Origin of the sequence: Streptomyces sp. NPDC051020, assembly GCF_040683105.1 — a bacterium.
Taxonomy (GTDB): domain Bacteria; phylum Actinomycetota; class Actinomycetes; order Streptomycetales; family Streptomycetaceae; genus Streptomyces.
In genome coordinates this window covers 124,274-142,208 of record NZ_JBFBCG010000009.1, presented here as the reverse complement: position 1 = coordinate 142,208, position 17,935 = coordinate 124,274, and the positions used below count along the sequence as shown (strand labels likewise).

At 69.1% G+C, this 17,935-nt stretch carries 12 protein-coding genes; 3 read left to right on the top strand and 9 right to left on the bottom strand.

Annotated features, from left to right (window positions below):
• Positions 1-100 precede the first annotated feature (100 nt).
• From AB0N06_RS07795 to AB0N06_RS07785, 3 genes are all read right to left on the bottom strand, one after another.
• Positions 101-1,132: a sensor domain-containing protein gene (locus tag AB0N06_RS07795; RefSeq protein ID WP_366133805.1), complete on the bottom strand. Its 1,032-nt coding sequence runs from the start codon at positions 1,130-1,132 to the stop codon at positions 101-103.
• A 393-nt stretch (positions 1,133-1,525) separates the two neighbouring features.
• Positions 1,526-2,707, bottom strand: a complete 1,182-nt coding sequence (locus tag AB0N06_RS07790; RefSeq protein ID WP_366133804.1) for a HupE/UreJ family protein — start codon at positions 2,705-2,707, stop codon at positions 1,526-1,528.
• Positions 2,708-2,824: 117 nt separating this feature from the next.
• Positions 2,825-6,715, bottom strand: coding sequence for a metallophosphoesterase (locus AB0N06_RS07785; protein WP_366133803.1), 3,891 nt, complete (start codon positions 6,713-6,715; stop codon positions 2,825-2,827).
• 471 nt (positions 6,716-7,186) lie between these two features.
• Between AB0N06_RS07785 and mptB the strand changes: the two genes are divergently transcribed.
• Positions 7,187-8,653: a polyprenol phosphomannose-dependent alpha 1,6 mannosyltransferase MptB gene (gene mptB, locus AB0N06_RS07780; protein ID WP_366133802.1), complete on the top strand. Its 1,467-nt coding sequence runs from the start codon at positions 7,187-7,189 to the stop codon at positions 8,651-8,653.
• A gap of 228 nt (positions 8,654-8,881) precedes the next feature.
• The gene (locus AB0N06_RS07775) at positions 8,882-10,090 is read left to right on the top strand and encodes a glycosyltransferase 87 family protein (protein ID WP_366133801.1); all 1,209 of its coding nucleotides are present in this window, start codon (positions 8,882-8,884) and stop codon (positions 10,088-10,090) included.
• Here AB0N06_RS07775 and AB0N06_RS07770 read toward each other — a convergent pair.
• Positions 10,049-10,417, bottom strand: a complete 369-nt coding sequence (locus AB0N06_RS07770; protein WP_366133800.1) for a hypothetical protein — start codon at positions 10,415-10,417, stop codon at positions 10,049-10,051. The genes AB0N06_RS07775 and AB0N06_RS07770 overlap by 42 nt on opposite strands.
• 51 nt (positions 10,418-10,468) lie before the next feature.
• Positions 10,469-12,265, bottom strand: a complete 1,797-nt coding sequence (ctaD, locus tag AB0N06_RS07765) for a cytochrome c oxidase subunit I (RefSeq protein WP_366133799.1) — start codon at positions 12,263-12,265, stop codon at positions 10,469-10,471.
• Positions 12,266-12,808: 543 nt separating this feature from the next.
• Here ctaD and AB0N06_RS07760 point away from each other — a divergent pair.
• Positions 12,809-14,125 (top strand): globin domain-containing protein, encoded by a 1,317-nt coding sequence (locus tag AB0N06_RS07760; protein ID WP_366133798.1) that lies wholly within the window; start codon positions 12,809-12,811, stop codon positions 14,123-14,125.
• Here AB0N06_RS07760 and AB0N06_RS07755 read toward each other — a convergent pair.
• From AB0N06_RS07755 to AB0N06_RS07740, 4 genes are all read right to left on the bottom strand, one after another.
• Entirely contained in the window at positions 14,076-14,780 is a 705-nt protein-coding gene (locus AB0N06_RS07755) for a vitamin K epoxide reductase family protein (protein WP_366133797.1), read from the bottom strand. The two genes, AB0N06_RS07760 and AB0N06_RS07755, sit on opposite strands and share 50 nt — an antisense overlap.
• Positions 14,777-15,256, bottom strand: a complete 480-nt coding sequence (locus AB0N06_RS07750; RefSeq protein WP_358859938.1) for a hypothetical protein — start codon at positions 15,254-15,256, stop codon at positions 14,777-14,779. The genes AB0N06_RS07755 and AB0N06_RS07750 overlap by 4 nt, the downstream gene beginning before the upstream one ends.
• A gap of 399 nt (positions 15,257-15,655) precedes the next feature.
• A complete protein-coding gene (locus tag AB0N06_RS07745; protein ID WP_366133796.1) occupies positions 15,656-16,204 on the bottom strand; it encodes a DUF1062 domain-containing protein in 549 nt (182 codons plus the stop codon).
• 465 nt (positions 16,205-16,669) lie between these two features.
• Positions 16,670-17,920 carry a TIGR02679 family protein gene (locus AB0N06_RS07740; RefSeq protein WP_366133795.1) on the bottom strand — a complete coding sequence of 417 codons (1,251 nt, stop codon included), beginning with the start codon at positions 17,918-17,920 and terminating at the stop codon, positions 16,670-16,672.
• Positions 17,921-17,935 lie beyond the last annotated feature (15 nt).

Genomic DNA, 17,935 nt, shown 5'->3' with positions numbered 1-17,935 from the left:
TTGGGCGCAGGCGACTTGGCAAGGTCACCTCCACAACGGAGCTTCGTTGTGTCCGGTCGCGCATACACCCCGCATCGTCACACCGCCGTGACCTGCACACTCACGAGCTCACCGGGACTTTGCAATCGCCCTGCTCGACGGGGGCCTCCAGCCGGCCGGGCAGGTCGACCTCCACATCGACAGGGAGCGGACTGTCCAGTGCCAGGGCGCGCACGCCGTCTCCCAGACCCCGGTCGGAGAGGACCGGCGGGTGGATTCCCCTTACGAGGTCGCGGAGTTCACTCAGCGCCTTGGAGGACGAGTCCCTGGTCTCCATCAACAGGGCGCGCGCCGCCTCGGGGTTGGAGTCCAGGAGCTGTTCGACGGCATCGAGGTTCATGCCCATCGCGACGAGCCTGGCCTGCGCCCCGTCGTGGAGGTCGCGCTCGATCCTGCGGAGCTCCGCCGCCTGGCTGTCGACGACCGCGCCCCGGGTGCGGGTCAAATGACCGACCCGCGCGGCGAGTTCGGCGCTCGGGTGGGGGCCGAGAAGGGTGCGGGTGAAGCGGCCATGGGCCGTGATCAGCTTGGGTCCTGCCCACAGCCCCAACCCGATGAACCCCATGCCGACGAAGGGCATCAGCCAGGTGCGCAGACCGGTCTCGCCGTGCACATGGATCAGTCCTGCGTAGTGGTCGTCGTATCCGGCGGACACCAGGTCGTCCCAGACGAACGGGAAGACCAGGCCCTCCAGTCCGTAGACGAGCAGCGCCGCCGGCATGAGGGCGAGGACGGTGCCGACGACGGGGTCGGCGATCGTCCACAGCATGTCCCGCCAGGTGGCGGGGTCGGACAGGAGTTGCCGGCAGCGTCGCCATCGGCCGAAGAAGCCGGGCTCCCGCGGCGGCAGTTCACGGTACGGCTCGGCGATCCGGACCCCCGACCAGGCGTGGGCCAGCCTCCGCGACCGGTTCGCCAGCTTCCTGACGGCGGCCACGACCAGCGGCAGGAGCAGGACGCCCACGCCGAGGCCGAGATAGACCAGGGAGATCACCATCAGGACGAACAGAGCGAGCTGAGGCACCTTCTGTGCCGCCAGGGCCAGCCCCTGCAGTGGCGGCTGCCAGAGCTTGGACGGTGCGGGTGTCGTCATCCGGGCCTCCTCGGTTCGGAACCTCTTGGTCCCTGCAGGCATGAGTCTGTCCTGCGACCGCTCCGGGAACATTGGGCCTGTCCCCCATTTCCAGGGGGGACCTAGGTCCCCCCTGGACGAATGCCTGGTCGGAGGCCCTGCACGAGCCACCTGCTGGGCTATCGGCTCGACGACAGCGGCGAGGAAGCGTTCGGTCTCGGCGCCGAGGCCTCTCCATGCCACCCCGGTTGCCGGGGGTGGCGGTACCGCGGGCCGATGACGTCAAGCCTTTCCTCCGCGGGTGACAACGCCGCCCGGGTGGAGGACCGACCGGCGACCGGGGTGGAGCCGGGAGGGCGGGGGTGATCGCGCCGTTGAGGTGACGGTGCCCCTCGGCGTCCGGGAGCCACTCGGTCACACCGCGTCTGCCACCCGGCCACAGAACCAGTACAGACTGACCATCACGATGGGCGCGGTCATCGCGGGCAGGGCCCAGCGGTGTGCGGGAGTCCGGCGAAGCAGGACCAGCAGCGGGAACCCCACCGCGATGATGCCCAATTGCACCGCCTCGATGCCGACGTTGAAGCTGAGCAGCGACAGCAGCAGTTCCCAGGACCGGTTCTCGTCGATGCCGAGCGCGCCGGCGAATCCCAGGCCGTGGACGAGGCCGAACAGGAAGACGGCCGGCAGCCGCCAGCGCCCGGTCCCCTCGCGGTCGCGCAGGACGACGTTGGCCAGCGCCACGACGGCGATCGAGGCGGCGATGACGGGCTCCACGACGGATTCCGGCACGTTCACGACGCCCGTGGCGGCCAAGAGGAACGTGACGCTGTGCGCGGCCGTGAAGGTGGTCGCCGCGAGAACGATGTCGCGCAGGCCTCGGGCGCCGATGAGCAGCGACAGCAGGAAGAGGATGTGGTCCAGGCCGAACAGGAGGTGCTCGGTGCCGAGCAGGAAGAACTCCACGATCTGGTGCGACTCGTGGTGTCCGCCGGTCTCCAGGGTCGGTTCGGCGGCGGACAGGACCTGGGAGCCCCTCTGCCCGTCGATGTCGTAATGGACGATCGTCTCCGCGCTGTGGACGAAGCTCTCGGTGTCGGGGAACAGGGCACTGGAGATCGTGTACGTGCCGTCGGCGCCGCCCGCGCAGTCGTAGGCCAGGGTGAGGACGGCGAACGGCCGGGTGCCGCGGGTGTGGATGTCCGCGTCGCCTGCACGGCGGGGTGTGCAGGCCTTGCCGTCGTGGGTGACGGCGAAGCGTCCGGTGACGTACTCGGTCACCGCGCCGGCGTTGGTCTTCAGCTGGTGCAGCTGCTCTGCGCGGTCCTTCGCCTCGTACGCCTCGGCGTAGAGCCAGGCCGACTTCATGAGCAGGTCGTATTCGAGGTCCAAAGTCGCCTCGACACTTGCTCCGGTGCCCTTCACCTCGACGTACGCGGTTGAGGTCACGTCGTGCGCGGCGGCGCGGGACGGATGGGCGAGGCCGGCGGCGAGCACGGCCACCAGGGCCGCGACGGTGGTGAGGAGCGCGGCGGGCAGCCGGGGCAGCCAGGAAGAGGGCAGGAGCGTTGGCGTGGGCAGGGAGGCGGGACGCATGGAGATCTCGGTTCTCGTTGTCGACGGGCGAACGACGGCGAGCCCGCCGTCCCGGACCGGTCGGGTCCGGGACGGCGGGCGTGGGCGCCGGACAGGTGCTACCGGCTGGTCAACCGGTCAGCGCCGGTCGGTGGACGACGTGAACCAGGGGTACGCGGGCACGTCCGCTCCCCAGACGCCGGGCCGGCCATGGGCGTCCTTGGTCACGAAGGCACTCGGCTCGGAGGCGGTCACGCCGCCGCCGGTGGAGCGCGCCGTGACGAACCACGCGTGGGTCGTGCCGGGCCTCAGTCCATTCCAGGTCACCGAGGCGGTCCCACCGGAGTCGACCTCGGTCTTCCCGATGACGCTCACGGGGTCGTAGAGCGCCAGCGAGTCGGTCTTGAAGGTCGTCTTGCGGCTGCTGAGGTCGATCGGCAGCACCATGTTGTCCTCGGTGCCGTTGTAGCGGTGGTTCGTGTCGTACTCGGTGGCGCCGAACTCGTCGAGCAGCGGCGAGTAAGTGTCCACGGTCAGCTCCGAGCGGCCGACGTCGAACTGGAGCATCCGGAAGAAACTCGCGCCGAACTGCAGCTGGTCGTCGGGCTTGTAGCCGCCGATCTTGGTGAGGCCGAGCCGGTCCGCGGACACCGTGTAGAACTGGTAGTCCGCGAGCAGCTCGACGACGTCGTGTGCGACCTTGCCGACCTTGGGCTTCACGTTGGTGCCGACGCCGTGCTCGTGACCGGCGAGGATCAGGAACACGTTCGGGTTGTCCTGGACCACCTTCTTGTACAGCATCGAGCCATCCGGTGCGGAGAACGGGGCGCCGCGCCCGTCGGAGTTGCTGCTCGGGGCGAGGTAGTCGTGCGAGAGCAGAATGCCGTTGCGGTCGGGGTAGCGCTTGAAGACCGAGTCGGCCCATTCGGCCTCCTCGCGCGTCACGCCGTAGGAGAGGCCGACCACGACGAAGTCGAGGCCGCCGGCGGAGAACAGGTCGTAGTGGTTCTGGTTGTCGCCCTCGCGCCACGGGCCGCCGTACTCGGCGTGCTTCCAGCCCTTGGAGAGCGCCTGGTAGCGCTCGGGCCCGTAGTACTTGTTGTAGATCGCGTCCGGACCGTTCTCGGTGCCCGACTGGTTGTCGTGGTTGCCCGCGATCACACCGTTGGGCACACCCGCGTCGTCCAGGATCTTCTGCTGCTTCGAGGACAGCTCCAGCTCGCCGGTGACCTGACGCTGCATGGCCTCGTCGGCGGGCTTGCGGATGTTGTTCTCGATGATGTCGCCGGTGTGGGCGACGTACGCGATCTTGCGCTTGTCCTTGTTGTCGGCGATCCAGCGCGACACGTCGCCGTACGCCTTCTCCCAGACCGCTCGCTCCTCGGGCGTCTCCTGCTCCACCGCGCCCTCGGAAAGGTACTGGGTGTCGGTGTAGTGGACGATCGAGAAGTCGTACGAGTCGGGGTCGGCGAACCGGTTCGGGTCACCGGCGTCGATGTCGTCGGCGAACGGATCCTCGCCGGTCACCATGGCGTGGACCTGCTGCCGGTCGACGTACTTCCGGTCGACGACGGCGGTCAGGACGGTGTCGCCCTCGGCGGCGCCGCGGGCGCTGGTCAGGACGTCCCACTTCTTCGTCGCGGTGTTCCACACGCGCAGCGCGGCGAGCCGTTCGGGGTCGATGACCCCCTGCCAGCGCAGCACCGGCGCGTCGACGTGGCCCTTCACCTGGACGTCGAATCGCTGGAACGTGACGTCCTCGGCGGCCGGCGCGTCGAGCGTCCTGCCGTCAGCGGGGGCAAGGCCTGCGGCCGTCACCTTCTTCTCGCCCTTGACCTGGAGCGTGGTGGGAACGGACCCGGCCGTGCCCTGGTACACCTGGTTCGGGGTGAGGATCTCGGCCTCGGAGAAGGTGGCGCTCGCCTTGCCGCCGTCGGGCTCGGCCACCTTCGCCGACAGCTTGACGCTGTTGCCCGCGTCGGCCGTGCCGGACTTCGGGGTGAGGTCGGCGGGGACGTCCGGGATGCCGGCGGAGGTGAACTTCACCTCGTGGGCGCCGCTGTTGCCGATGCCGTCGGTGCCGGACACCGTCAAGGTGTGCTCGCCGGCGGACAGGCCAGGCCCCACCGGGGCGCCGAGCTGGACCGGCTTGCCGTCGAGCTTGACGTCGGGGCCGTTCACCACGCCGGAGAGGTCCTCGAGCCGGACGTCGAGGACGACCGAGGCGGTGATCTTCTGCCCGGCGGCGGGGACGCTGGCAGCCACCCGCGGCGCGGAGTTGTCGGTGACGAGGACCCGGGTCGCGGCCTTGCCGGTCTTCGACGTCGCGGCCAGGGTGTGCCTGCCGTCGTCGATCTTCGTGGTGTCGAGGTCGGCGCGGAGTCCCTGGGCCGGACCCTCGACGAAGAACTCCAGGTCGATCTCGGTCAGCGGGTTGACGTTGTCGCCGCAATTGCCGTCGCCGAGGCTGTACGAGCCCTTGAGCATCCGGCCGGCGGCAGTGCCGTTCGCCGGGGTGAGGGTGATGTCGGAGAGGGCGAAGTCGTCGCGGTTGGCGCCGCACGACGTCGGATAGGTGCCCGTGACGAAGTCGACCGTGTTCCAGCCGGGGACGAGCCACTCGTTCGGGAAAGCCAGGTCGACGTGCCGGCTGACCAGGTCACCGTCCAGCACGTGCTTCTGACCGTTCACCAGGATGTAGTTCTGGTAGCGGGCCTCGATCGAGTTGCTGCCCACGGTGAAGCCGAGGGTCGCGTTGCCGGAGCCGAGGGTGTCGGAGACGTGCACGGCCGGGGCGTCGATCGTGTAGTGCAGCTCCACCTCGCGCAGGCGGGTGTCGCTGCTGCCGCAGGTGCCATCACCCATGGCGTAGGAGTCCGCGATGTCGCGACCGGTGACGGTGCCGCCTTCGAAGGCGAGCGCCAGACGCGAGATGTCGAAGTCGTCGCGGTTGTTGCCGCAGCTCTCCTTGTACGGGCCGGTGACGACCTCGACGGTGTTGTCACCGGGCACCAGGAAACGCGCCGGGATCGCGATGTCGACCCGCTGGCTCACCCAGGTGCCGCCCAGGTCGATGCGCTTGCCGTTGACCAGCAGATAGTTGTCGTTCCGGTCGTCGATCGAGTTCGACCCGACGTCGAAGGAGAAGGTCGCCGCGCCATTGCCGAGGTGCGGATCGGTGACGGGGGCGGCACCGTCCACGGTCAGCGACTCGACGCCGCCCTCGGCGCCCGCCGGGACGTTCGCGAACACGGGCTGCCGGCCACCCACCAGCGTGCCGTCCTTGGGCAGCAGCCGGGGGGCGCCCACCGGGGCGTTGTTCACCGTCACGGTGTTCTTGACGGTCTTGCCCGAGGTGGTCGTCGCGGTGAGGGCGTGCTCGCCGTTGGCGAGCTTCGTGGTGTCCAGGTCGCCCTGCAGGCCGGTGGTGCCCTGCGGTTCACCCAGGACGAAGAAGCTGAGTGCGGCCTTCGTCAGCAGCGAGGTGTTGGAACCGCAACTGCCGTCGCCGAAGGAGTACGTGTACTCGTTCTCCTCACCGTCCGCGACCTCGCCGAGCAGGTCCAGGCTGATGTCGGACAGCACGAAGTCGTCGTGGTTGACACCGCACGAGCTGTCGACCGTGCCGGCGAAGAACTCGATCTTGTTCTCGCCCTTGACGAGGTGCTGGTTCGGGATCTCGATCGTGGCCCGCTCGTTGACGAGGTCGCCGATGTCGGCCCGGTACTCGCCGTTGACCAGCACGTAGTTGTGGTAGCGGGCCTCCGTCGAGTTCGACCCGACGTCGAAGCTGAGCCGGGACACACCGACCGTCCGCTCGCCGTCGATCGCCTTCCCGTCGACCGCGAGCGCCGTCACGGAGTCACCCGCCAGCGTCGGCGTGGCCGCAACCTTCTGCGTGCCCTCCAGATACTCCCCGTCGCCGGGACTGAGGGTCGGCAGACTCGTGGCGCCCGCCGTCCCGCTCTGCCCTGGTGTGCGCCGCTCCGCACCTGTTTCGGCGTACGCCGCCGTCAGGTTGCCGCTCACGAGGAGCAGCGCGGCAAGCGCTGCCCCCGCGAGCCGTTGTCCACCTGATCCGCCAACCGGCCGTACGCGCCGAACTGTGGGCCGCATCAGCAGCCGTCCTTCCTGCTCGCCACAAGGTGAAGGGCACGCCGTGACGATGTACGACGTGCCCGCGGCGAATCCTGGGCGGCGCAGATGAATGGAGTGAAATCTCCCGTAAACAACCACTGAAACGATTGTCGGTGGGCTAGGTTCTGGATCACTTTCAGTGTCGGCGCCAGAGCCACGGAGGGTCACCGCAACCGAGATCACGAAGAGCGGCCGCGACGGACGCGCACGGCTCCGCCCGGTCCGTGAGGGTCTGTCAAACGGGCACTGTCGCACGGCCCCCGTCACGGACCCGACCGTGGACAACAGGCCGACATCCTGAGTTCGCCGTCAATTTCACGAGTGCTGGTTGGGCGATCCGGGGAAGGATCTACGTTGGGCCGAATGAGAGCGATGGGGAGCGCGGTCCGGGTATGGACGCTTCGGGGCATGTGGGGTTCCGTGCTGCTCTCAGCGGGTGCGTGGGGCGCCGGCGCGTTGCCGCAAGGCGTGCGGGACGGGGTGTGGGGAGCACCGGGCCCGCTCCTCACAGCGATGGGTGCGACGGCGGCGTATGCCGGACTCGGGCTGCTGGTGTGGGCCTGGTGGCAGTTGGGCACGCTGTTGCGGGCCGGTGCGGTGATGAGCCGGAGGCAGCAGTGGAGCACGCTGGGATGCTGGGCGCTGCCCCTGCTGCCCGCGCCACTGCTGTTCAGCGCTGACGTCTACAGCTACCTGGCCCAGGGTGCGCTGGCCCAGCGCGGCTGGAATGTCTACGAGGTCGGCCCGGCGGCACTGGGCGGCTCGCTCGCCGCCAATGTCCCGGAGATGTGGCGGGACGCACCGGCCCCGTACGGGCCGGTGTCCGTGCTGGTGAGCCAAGCCGTGGTATCCGTGACCGGGGAGCATCATGTGGCCGCCGCGGTCGTGGGGATGCGGCTGGTGGCACTCGCGGGGCTGGCCCTCCTGGCGTGGTCGGTGCAGCGGCTGGCGGTGCGGACGGGTGCCGGCGGTGGAGGGGCCTGGTGGGCGGCGCCGCTCAATCCGCTGGTGTTGGCGCATGTGGTGGGCGGGGCGCACAACGAGGCACTGATGGTCGGCCTGATGATGGCCGGTTTCGTGGCCTTCCGCTCCGGGCGATGGGGTCTGGGCGCGGCGGTGCTGATAGGGGCCGTGCTGGTGAAGGCCCCCGCTGCGGTGGCCTTGGGGTGTGCGGCGATGGTGGCGGTGGCCGCGCAGCCGGGCTGGCGGCGGCGCTGCGGTCGTGCTCTGGGGATCTCCCTGGTGGCCGGCGGGACGCTGTGGCTGGGTGTGACCCTGTGCGGGCAGGGCTGGGGGTGGCTGCGGACCATGCATACGCCGTCCGAGGTGTACACGCTGCTGTCGGTGAGCACGGACGTGGGGCGAGTGCTGGAGTGGATCGCGGCCGACCTGGGATCGAACGCGGCGCCGGGGGCGGTGAGCGCGGCACGTACGGTCGGGACGTTGGCGGGGCTTGGCGCGGCGGTGTTCTTCATAGGGCGTGCTCCCCGCACGGGGGCGGAACGCGCTGCGGCAATGGGGCTGCTGGCCTTGGTGATCTGTGCTCCCGCAGTGCAGGTGTGGTACCTGCTGTGGGGCGGGGTGCCGCTGGCTGTGGTGGCGTGGCGCACTCTGGCGGATGCCCGGGCGAAGGGGGCGGTGGTCGCTCTGCTCCTGCTGGTGCTGCCCGCGGGCCGGGGGCCGACCTGGACCTATGTGGTCGCCGCCGTCATCGGGGGGTCGGTGACCGTGGTGTTGCTGGCATGGACGGCTCAGCGGGGTCGGGCACAGACGGCCCTCGCCATGACCGGAGCCGCCGAAACAGGCCGGCTCCCGGCGCCTTCACCCTGATGGCGGCGTGAGGGCGGCACCCCGGTCGGCAGAGGTCCTCCGGCCGGGGCTTCCCGGGCATTCGCCCGCGATCGAGCGAAGTTGTTGGAGGGCACAACCATGACAACCGCCGTGGACGACAGCGTCGTTCCGCCACGTGGCCAAGAACCGCAGGACCCACAGCTTCGGTGGCCATCCCTGCCGGCGGTGCGGTCCGCGCTGGCCCGCCGAGCGACATGGGTGCTGGCCGTGAGTTCCCTGGTGATGCTGCTGCTGGTGTGGATCCCCGCCTGCACCCGTTCCGGCATGGTGGATCTACGGGTCTACCGCACCGGTTCCACCCATCTGCTCGCCGGCGACCTGTACGCCTTCCGGCTCGATCTGCCCGGCCCCGACATCTTCCGCCTGCCCTTCACCTACCCCCCGTTCGCCGCTGCCCTCTTCCTTCCCCTCTCCACGCTCCCGTTCCCGCTGGCGGCCGCCGCCTGGACCACGGCCTCACTCCTGGCTCTGGTCGCCTTCGTTCACGGCAGCCTGCGCCTGGCCGCCCCGGACACGGCGCCCGAGCAGCACCGGCAGCGGGTACTGCTGTGGAGCGCCGCCCTGATGTGGACCGAACCGGTCACCACCACACTCGCCTTCGGGCAGATCAATCTGCTGCTCGCGGCCCTGGTCGTCCTCGCTGTCCGGCAGCGCTCGGCAGCCGCGGCGGGATTGGGTGTCGGTGTCGCGGCCGCGATCAAGCTGACCCCGGCGGTCACCGGTCTCTACTTCCTCATCCGCAGGCGTTGGACAGCTGCCGCGTGGTCGGCCGTGGTGTTCGTCGCCGCGGCGGCGATCGGATGGTGGCTGGCGCCAGGGCCCTCCCGTGACTTCTGGCTTCACGCGGTGGGCGATGCCGCACGGGTCGGCCCCGTCGGGTCCGGGCTCAACCAGTCGTTGCGCGGGGCGCTTTCACGCTCCCTCGGCCACGATGTGGACATGTCCGCCCCATGGTGGACGGCAACCGCCCTGGTGGGCGTCCTGGCACTCCTCGCCGCGATGCGCAGCGCACGGCGGTCCGACCGGCTCGGCTGCCTCCTCGCAGTGCAGTTCTTCGGCCTCCTCGCCAGCCCCATCTCGTGGTGCCACCACTGGGTCTGGGCCCTCCCCGCCCTGTTCTGGCTCCTCCACACCCCGCATCGCACCCGTTGGCGCGCAGCCGCCCAGGCCGCCTGGGCGACGACGCTGCCCTGCCATTTCGCTTTCTGGCTGACACAACTCCATCCCCAGATCATCTCGCTCGACTACTCATGGCCCCTCGTCGTGCTCGGCTGGGCCTACCCCGTGTGCGCACTGCTCACCCTCGCGGCTCTGACCTCTGCGGCCGCCCCTTCCCCCGCTTCCCTGCACGCCGGGGAAGCCGGCCGTCCACTGTCACTCTTCCGGGTAACAACTGCCAGGCGGGTTCCGAAGTAGCGACCCGGAACGAAGGAGCGCGGCCCAGCGGGCCGACTCTTCACACTGCTCCTGGCCTCGGCACAGCCGCGCGCGGACGGCCAGGGACACCGTGGCGGTGGCACCCGCGACCGCCACCAGCGCGGCCGCGACCAGGGTGACCGGCATGAGCAGCACAAGCATCGTGAGGGCCGCCGATCCCCACCCGGCCAGTACGGCGGCCGCGACCAGCCGGCGGGAGCGCGGCCGGTCCTGGCCCGCACGCAGATCGATGCAGGCGGGCAGGTACCAGACGTTGCCTGACACGCAGAGCACGGCGATGCCGAGCGCCAGAACACCATGGGACATCGGGCAGCACTCTCCTCGGGGGCGGGGATCGGTGGTGGGCGGGGTCAGGGGTCAGTGCGATGCGGCGGGGTCGAGTGCGGCGATCTCCGGATGGTGCAGATCGAAGGCCGGGGACTCGCTGCGGATACGGGGCAGGGCGGTGAAGTTGTGGCGAGGAGGAGGACAGGAGGTGGCCCATTCCAGGGAGCGGCCATAACCCCAGGGGTCGTCGACGGTTATCTTCTTGCCGTACTGAGCGGTCTTCCAGATGTTGTAGAAGAAGGGGAGGAACGACAGCCCGAGCAGGAATGAGCCGATGGTGGACAGGGTGTTGAGGGCGGTGAAACCGTCGGCGGCGAGATAGTCCGCGTACCGGCGGGGCATTCCCTCCACACCGAGCCAGTGCTGCACGAGGAACGTGAGATGGAATCCGGCCGTCAGCACCCAGAAGGTGATCTTCCCCAGGCGCTCGTCGAGCATCTTTCCGGTGAACTTCGGCCACCAGAAGTGGAATCCGGCAAACATCGCGTAGACGACTGTGCCGAAGAGCGTGTAGTGGAAGTGGGCGACCACGAAGTACGAGTCGGAGACGTGGAAGTCCAGTGGCGGTGCGGCCAGGATGACACCGGTCAGCCCGCCGAAGACGAAGGTGACCAGAAATCCGGTGGCCCACAGCATCGGCGTCTCGAAGGACAGCGATCCGTTCCACATCGTGCCGATCCAGTTGAAGAACTTCACTCCGGTCGGTACGGCGATCAGGAAGGTCATGAAGGCGAAGAAGGGCAGCAGCACACCACCGGTGACATACATGTGGTGGGCCCAGACGGTGACGGAGAGACCGGCAATGGCTATCGTCGCGGAAACGAGGCCGATATAACCGAACATCGGCTTCCGGGAGAAGACCGGAATGACCTCGGAGACGATGCCGAAGAACGGCAGAGCCAGCACATAGACCTCAGGGTGCCCGAAGAACCAGAACAGGTGCTGCCACAGAAGCGCACCTCCGTTGGCGGCGTCGAAGATGTGCGAGCCGAACTTCCGGTCCATCTCCAGCGCGAGGAGTGCTGCGGCGAGGACCGGGAAGACCAGGAGGATGAGTACGGCGGTCAGCAGTACGTTCCAGGTGAAGATCGACATCCGGAACATGGTCATTCCCGGGGCACGCATACAGATGATGGTGGTGATGAAGTTCACCGCTCCGAGAATGGAACCGAAGCCGGACAGCGCCACGCCCATGATCCACATATCGGCGCCGATGCCCGGGGAATGGGTGGCGTCGGACAGCGGAGCATAGGCGAACCAGCCGAAGTCGGCAGCACCTTGCGGGGTGAGAAACCCTGCGGCGGCGATCAGTGAGCCGAAGAGGAACAGCCAAAAGGCCAGCATGTTCAGTCGCGGGAAGGCCACATCGGGTGCGCCGATCTGGAGCGGCATGAGCCAGTTGGCGAATCCCGTGAACAGCGGCATGGCGAACAGCAGCAGCATCACCGAGCCGTGCATCGTGAATGCCTGGTTGAACTGCTCGTTGGAAATGATCTGCGTACCGGGACGCGCGAGTTCGGCGCGCATCACCAGTGCCATCACGCCGCCGATCAGGAAGAAGAAGAACGCGGTGACGAGATAGAGCGTGCCGATCTGCTTGTGGTCCGTCGTCGTGAGCCACTTGACGACGATCCGGCCGCGCGAGGAGCGGCCCGGCAGAGCGGTGCCGGGCTGCGTGCTGCCCGACCGAGTGGGCCGACGACCGGCCGCGGTGGCCTCCGCGTCGGCGGTGGCGGCCTGCGCGTCGGTGGGGTCGTCCCCGGGGCCGGGGGGCTTGGGGCCATATGCGTGGGTGGCCTGCTTGCCCTGCGATTCCATTGCGTCCACCGGACCGTGTCCTCCAACTGTGGCAGTTCTCCGAACACTCCCCGGTCGCACGGGGGCGTGTCCGGGGAGCGGTCGGGAAGGTCCGGCGGATCACGAGGGGACGGACCGGACCTTCCCGGCCGCACCATGCTGGTCGCCGCCCGCGACGCCCTCCAGGGACCGACGGGCACCTCCCCCAGGGCCAACCGGCCCTACTTCCGTGCACATTCGGCAGCCGACCGGCCCTGCCCGCGCCGGCCTCCGGAACCACACCGCCGGACCCTGGGCACCCGAGCTGTCGTGGGCTGACCGCCCGTAGACCGGTCCCAGCCCCGCGGTGTTCCGGTGAGCAGTTCCTCGGCGTACCGGTGCGGGTGCGCGACGAGGTGTTCGGCAACCTCTACGAACAGGCTCTGAACAGGGCCGAAAGGCTCTGTGACCAGGGCCGGTCGGCAGGCTGGACGCGGTGCCATACTGACGCCGCCGAGATCGTCCGGGCATGACGGACATCTCTCCGCCCCAACCACCCCACCCCACAGTCCTGCCCCAAGGAGTCACCGGTCCATGAACACTCCGAGCGAGGACTACCACGCACTGCTCGCGCGGCATGACGCCATGCGGCTGCGACGACGCATCCTGTCCCCGGACGGAGTCGGCGCCGAACCGTGGAGCGCCGAGGCACCGCAGCCGTACGACGGAACGTCCGACCAGCAGCTGATCAGCGCATTCCTGCCTCTGGTAAGCCCGTTGGAGGAGCTGATCGCCGAGCTGTACCGGATTCTGTTCGAGCGGCAACCGTACCTGCGGTCGTTGTTCCCCGAGTCGATGGCCTTCCAGCAGGCCCATCTCGCCGGAATCTTCCGCTATCTGATCGGCAATCTGCACCGTACGGACGAGATGATCGGCACCTTCGCGCAGTTGGGTCGCGACCATCGCAAGCTCGGTGTACGCCCCGCGCACTTCGACGCGTTCGAGGCAGCGCTGATCGAGGCGCTGCGCATCCGTGCGGGCGTCCGGTGGACCGGTGCCCTGGAGAACGCCTGGCTGCGGATGCTGCGGCTGGCCGTTTCGGCGATGGTCAGGGGCGCGGACGAGGCGATCGCCGAACCGCCGAGCTGGGAGGCGACGGTAACCTCCCACGAGTTCCGTACGCGGGATCTCGCGGTGCTGAGGGTGCGCCCCCATCAGCCCTACGCTTTCAAGGCCGGGCAGTTCGCGTCCTTGGAGTCGCCGCTGCTGGAGCAGGCATGGCGTCCTTACTATCTGGCCCGCGTGCCGCATCCGGACGGCGAGTTGGAGTTCCATGTACGGGCCCGGGGTGCCGACGGGGTGAGCGATGCGCTGGTGCACGGCACGCGGGAGGGCGGCACTGTCCGCCTCAGCGCACCGCGGGGCGCCCTTGCCCTGCCCGATCGCACCCCGTCCGCCGACGTTGTGCTGATCGCCTCCGGTACCGGATGGGCCGCGATGAAGGCGCTGCTCCAGCAGATCGACGCCGAACGGTTCCGTGCGCACCGGGTGCGTCTGCTGCTGGACGAAGGGGTGGGTGAGGGCGGGTACGACGCGGCGTTCCTGGAGGCGTTCCGGCGCGGACGCCCCTGGTTGACCGTCCTCACGGCCGGTCAGACCGATCCGGCCGGTACCTCCGCAGATCCCGGTCTGCGGGCCTTGGCCGGAATACTGGCGCAGCGTCCCGGAGCCGCCGCCCGGCAGCACGTCTATCTGGCCCTGGCACCCGAGGCATCCACAACAGACCTGGTGCGGGCCGTCGCCGGCCGGCTGGCCACCGCCGGAGTCCCGGCCACGCACATCCATCACGACACCGTATGGGTCACAGAAACGTCTGCCAGTACGACCAGAATCGGGTTGCTATCAGCATGACGATGACCAGGCACCACGTCACCGGCACCACAAGGGGGAACTCCAGCACCGCCGCGACCAGGGCGCGTGGGGCCGGCAGAACGCCATGGCGCAGATTGTGCACGGTGGTGTACCAGAACATGAAGATGGTGGCCACCCACACGAGTACGCACCACAGGCAGAGCGCGCCGATGTCGTACAGCGCCTGCGTCATCAGCCACATGCAGAAGCCGACGCCGAACAGGGCGCCCAGGTTCAGCCCCAGCCAATACCACCGGCGGTAGCGCGCACCTGCCAGCAGGCCCGCGCCGGTCCCCATCACCACCCCGAAGGCGATCAGCCCGATGAGCGGATTGGGGAAGCCGAACACCGACGCCTGTTCGCTGCGCATCACGTTCGTGCAGGACACCACGGGGCTCAGCGAGCAGGCGGGGACGAAGCCGGGGTCGGCGAGCAGTTCGAACTTGTCGGTAGTGATCACGAAGGAGCCCAGCAGCCCGAGGGCGGCAGTGATCACCAGCAGCCAAGCGAATCCCCGGCGCGCCCCGATCCGCTCCCGCGCGTCGCTCGTCCCCGAAGCACCGTCGTTCGCCCGGTCCTCGCAGGAGCGAACCTCCCGGTCATCGGCTTCGGGGGCTTGCGCCACCATCTCCGACTCACGCGCCGACGCACTCATGCCCACCCCCGCGCGGAGCCGTCCGGCCAGACGACCTCCACCCGGATTCCACGCGCCCGGGCGAAGGCAACCAGATGTGCGGTGGCGTCCCGGCCGTCCGACGGCGAACCGTCCCACACGGCAAGCAGGGTCCGGCACGTCTCCACCAGACGTTCATCGGCGCTGACACAGGCGTTGCGGTCGGCCGGATCAAAAGCCAGCAGCCGTACGCTCTCGGCCAGGACCAGCAGTTCCCCTGCGGCCGGCCGGTCCCGCTCGGGCAGCACCGCGGGCACCGCACCCTGGGCCGGCAGCAGTACCGTCAGCTTCCGTCCGGCCTCCCGGGCGGCGCGCCCGAACACGAGCGGCAGCCCGGCCCCGACCCGTACGAGAGCGGCCATGCCCTCTGCCACGGAGTCCAGCCGCGCTCTCAGTTCAGCCTCCACCAGCGCCAGAGTTCTGTTGTTGAGGTCTCTGTGTCCGACGACCGCGATCAACGCATTCCCTTCCTGTGCACATCCGCACCGCCCGCTCCGACCGCACGCTCCACACGCCACGGCCCGGCCCCCGGAGCCGCCGTTGGGCCGGCCCATGGCATGCGGTCCACCGCAGTGAACCCAACGGACGTCCGACGCCGCTAGGGCCGTTGGGCCCTTGCGTGGGGATGGCAGGGCGGGCGTACCGTCCTTCACGGCGGCGCGGGTCGCCGCGATGGCCGCACAGGAGTCGTGGCCGAGGACCACGACCAGCGGGCAGCCCAGCACGCTCACTGCGTACTCGATACTGCCCAGGACCTCCGGTCCCGCGGCGTGCCACGGCGTACGGGTGCTGGACGAATGCCGTACAGGGCCTGTCCGGCGTATCTTGCCGAACAGGCCCTTGGTTTTGAGGAGGACTCAGCGCTTGAGCGTGAAGGTGAAGTCGCCGGAGAGCTTGCCGCTCAGCCGGACTGCCGAAACGAGTCTCCCCTCCGTGATCAGTCTCTCGACCTCGGCCCTTGAAAGATGGCAACCTTCAGCGATCAGTCGCACCGGCCGGACAGGGATCCGGGCCGCAAAGCGGACCGAGACATCGATCACCTCGCGGTCCAGGTGATCCGATCCGCCGGTGTCGAGGCGCCAGGCGTTGTCCCAGTCGAGGGCGATGCGATTACGGCGCAGCACGACCGGATCCTGGAGCAGCTCAGCCGTCAGGCCGAGGTCATTGTCATGCAGCCGGTCCAGCAGCTCAGGTCGTACGGAGCGCACATTCATCCGCTCCAGGACCGTGAGCTTTGCAGTTTCCCCGCAAACGGTACAGAGCGCGAGGAGCCAGGCGTCGATGAGCTTGTGGTTTGCGTTGACGCGAAATTTACCGCTTGCCCGGAATTGCTCCGACGCGCACGTGTGGCAACGGCGGCGAACAAGCGGCAGGCAGGTGGGCGCGACCACCCAGTTATTGAGCACAGAAGTACACCGGTTTCCGTGAGAAGTCCGCAGCAAAAAGCAGCGCGGCGCACATGCGCGACGCGCGACAGATCAGCGCTCGGGAGGTCTCACAGGGTGTACAACGGCGTGTCCTTGACCAGACGACTTGGTTCGGCAGCACGGTAACGGCGCACGGCGGCGCTGTTCCACTGGTTTTCGAACACCTCACCGCCAGGTTCGGTCCGGCGGATCATGGACGTAGCCAGAGCCAGATCACGGCGATGGTGACGGTGCCGTGGAAGACGTAGGCCCGCTTGATGCCTCTATGGATGTCAAGCTGCGAGTGAGTGCGTTGCTGGGTTCGCGCTGGGGCTGGTGAGTAGCCACTGCTGCTCTTGGTCGGCTGTCCGTGAACCGGTCCACCAGATTGCCGACGGCCTGCGCGTCCCCAACTGCATGTCATTGCGAGTACGGTGCGCCGGCCCCGACACCGTCCCACGTGGCTCAGTGAGCCGCGTTCTCCAGATCCGAGAGCAGTGCGTCGAGGATCAACTCCTCTTCGACACGTATGCCGTGCTCGGTCAGTGCGGCGGCCAAGGATGGATCCCACGGTGTCGCGGCGGCTGTTCCCGTCAGGGCCTGCGGCTCGCTCACTCCGGCCACGGCTTCACGGTAGTCTGCGGCTCCGTAACGCCAGGGCTGCCATGGCACGCCCCGGCCCAGCACCGTGGCTATGTGCACCCCGCCCCAGTCGAAGTCGCCGTGGTAAAAGAGCGCCGCTCCTCGCGCGGACAGGCCGCGCAGCAGCGCGAGGGCAGCGGCTGACGGCTGCCCCTGGAGGCATGCCATGGGCGGACAGGCCGGTCCGAAGGCATCAGCGGCAGCGGACAGAACGGCTGGGTTCTCACATACGTGGACCGTCCCGGTGACGGTAGCGATGCCGGTCGTGCCGTGGCGGGTGAGAGAACGCAGCGTCAGGACCGCGGGCTCACCCTCGCCGGCCATCCAGTCGAGGGCTGGTGTGCCGCGCAGGTTGAGGGTCAGGACGGTGGACGACACGTCGTCCCTGAGCAGGCCGGCCGAAGCCCAGGCTGCGCGGCGCCACTCGGCTCCGACGCCGTCGGGGAAGTCTGTCAGGGCGCGAATCCCCGACAGGACGAGTGTGGCGAGGGGCGTTCCCTCGTCCAGGGCGTGGGCGCCGGAGAGGTGGCGTGCAGCGAACGCCGCCCGTGACGTCGAGGGGACCGCGGGCAGTGCGCGCAGCGCCTGCACAGCGGCGGTCACCAGAGGCCCGGCGGCTTCCGGCGTGCGCGCGAGCCGCCGTACGAGACCGTCCTTGCGGACACGCTCGGCCCAGTCGGCCAGTCCGGCACTCAGGCCTGCCAGCGGGGCCAACGCCTCCTCCCATGCCTGTGCCTCTCTTTCACGCGTCACCGCACGCGGTACGACAGGCCCGGTGAGCGCCACCACGGCGGCCCCCAGGCCGTCGGGGCTGACGCCGGAGCGACGCAGGACCGTGTCCACTGCTTCGAGGCGAACTGTGAGAGAGCGCCCGGCACTCGGAGCGCGCCCCAGCAGGCGCTCGGCGGCCCGGCGCTGGAGGTCGTCGGGTTCCGCCAGGGTGACCGTGCCCGTGAGCGGGCGGCCCCCGGCCATCCGCCGGCGAAGGCGTTCCAGGAGCCAGGCGAGACCGGGGTCTCCGAGCAACCGTCCCAGGCGTTCCGTGTCGACCCGCCCGTCGCCTCGCGATGTCACGAGCAGCTCCGCGGC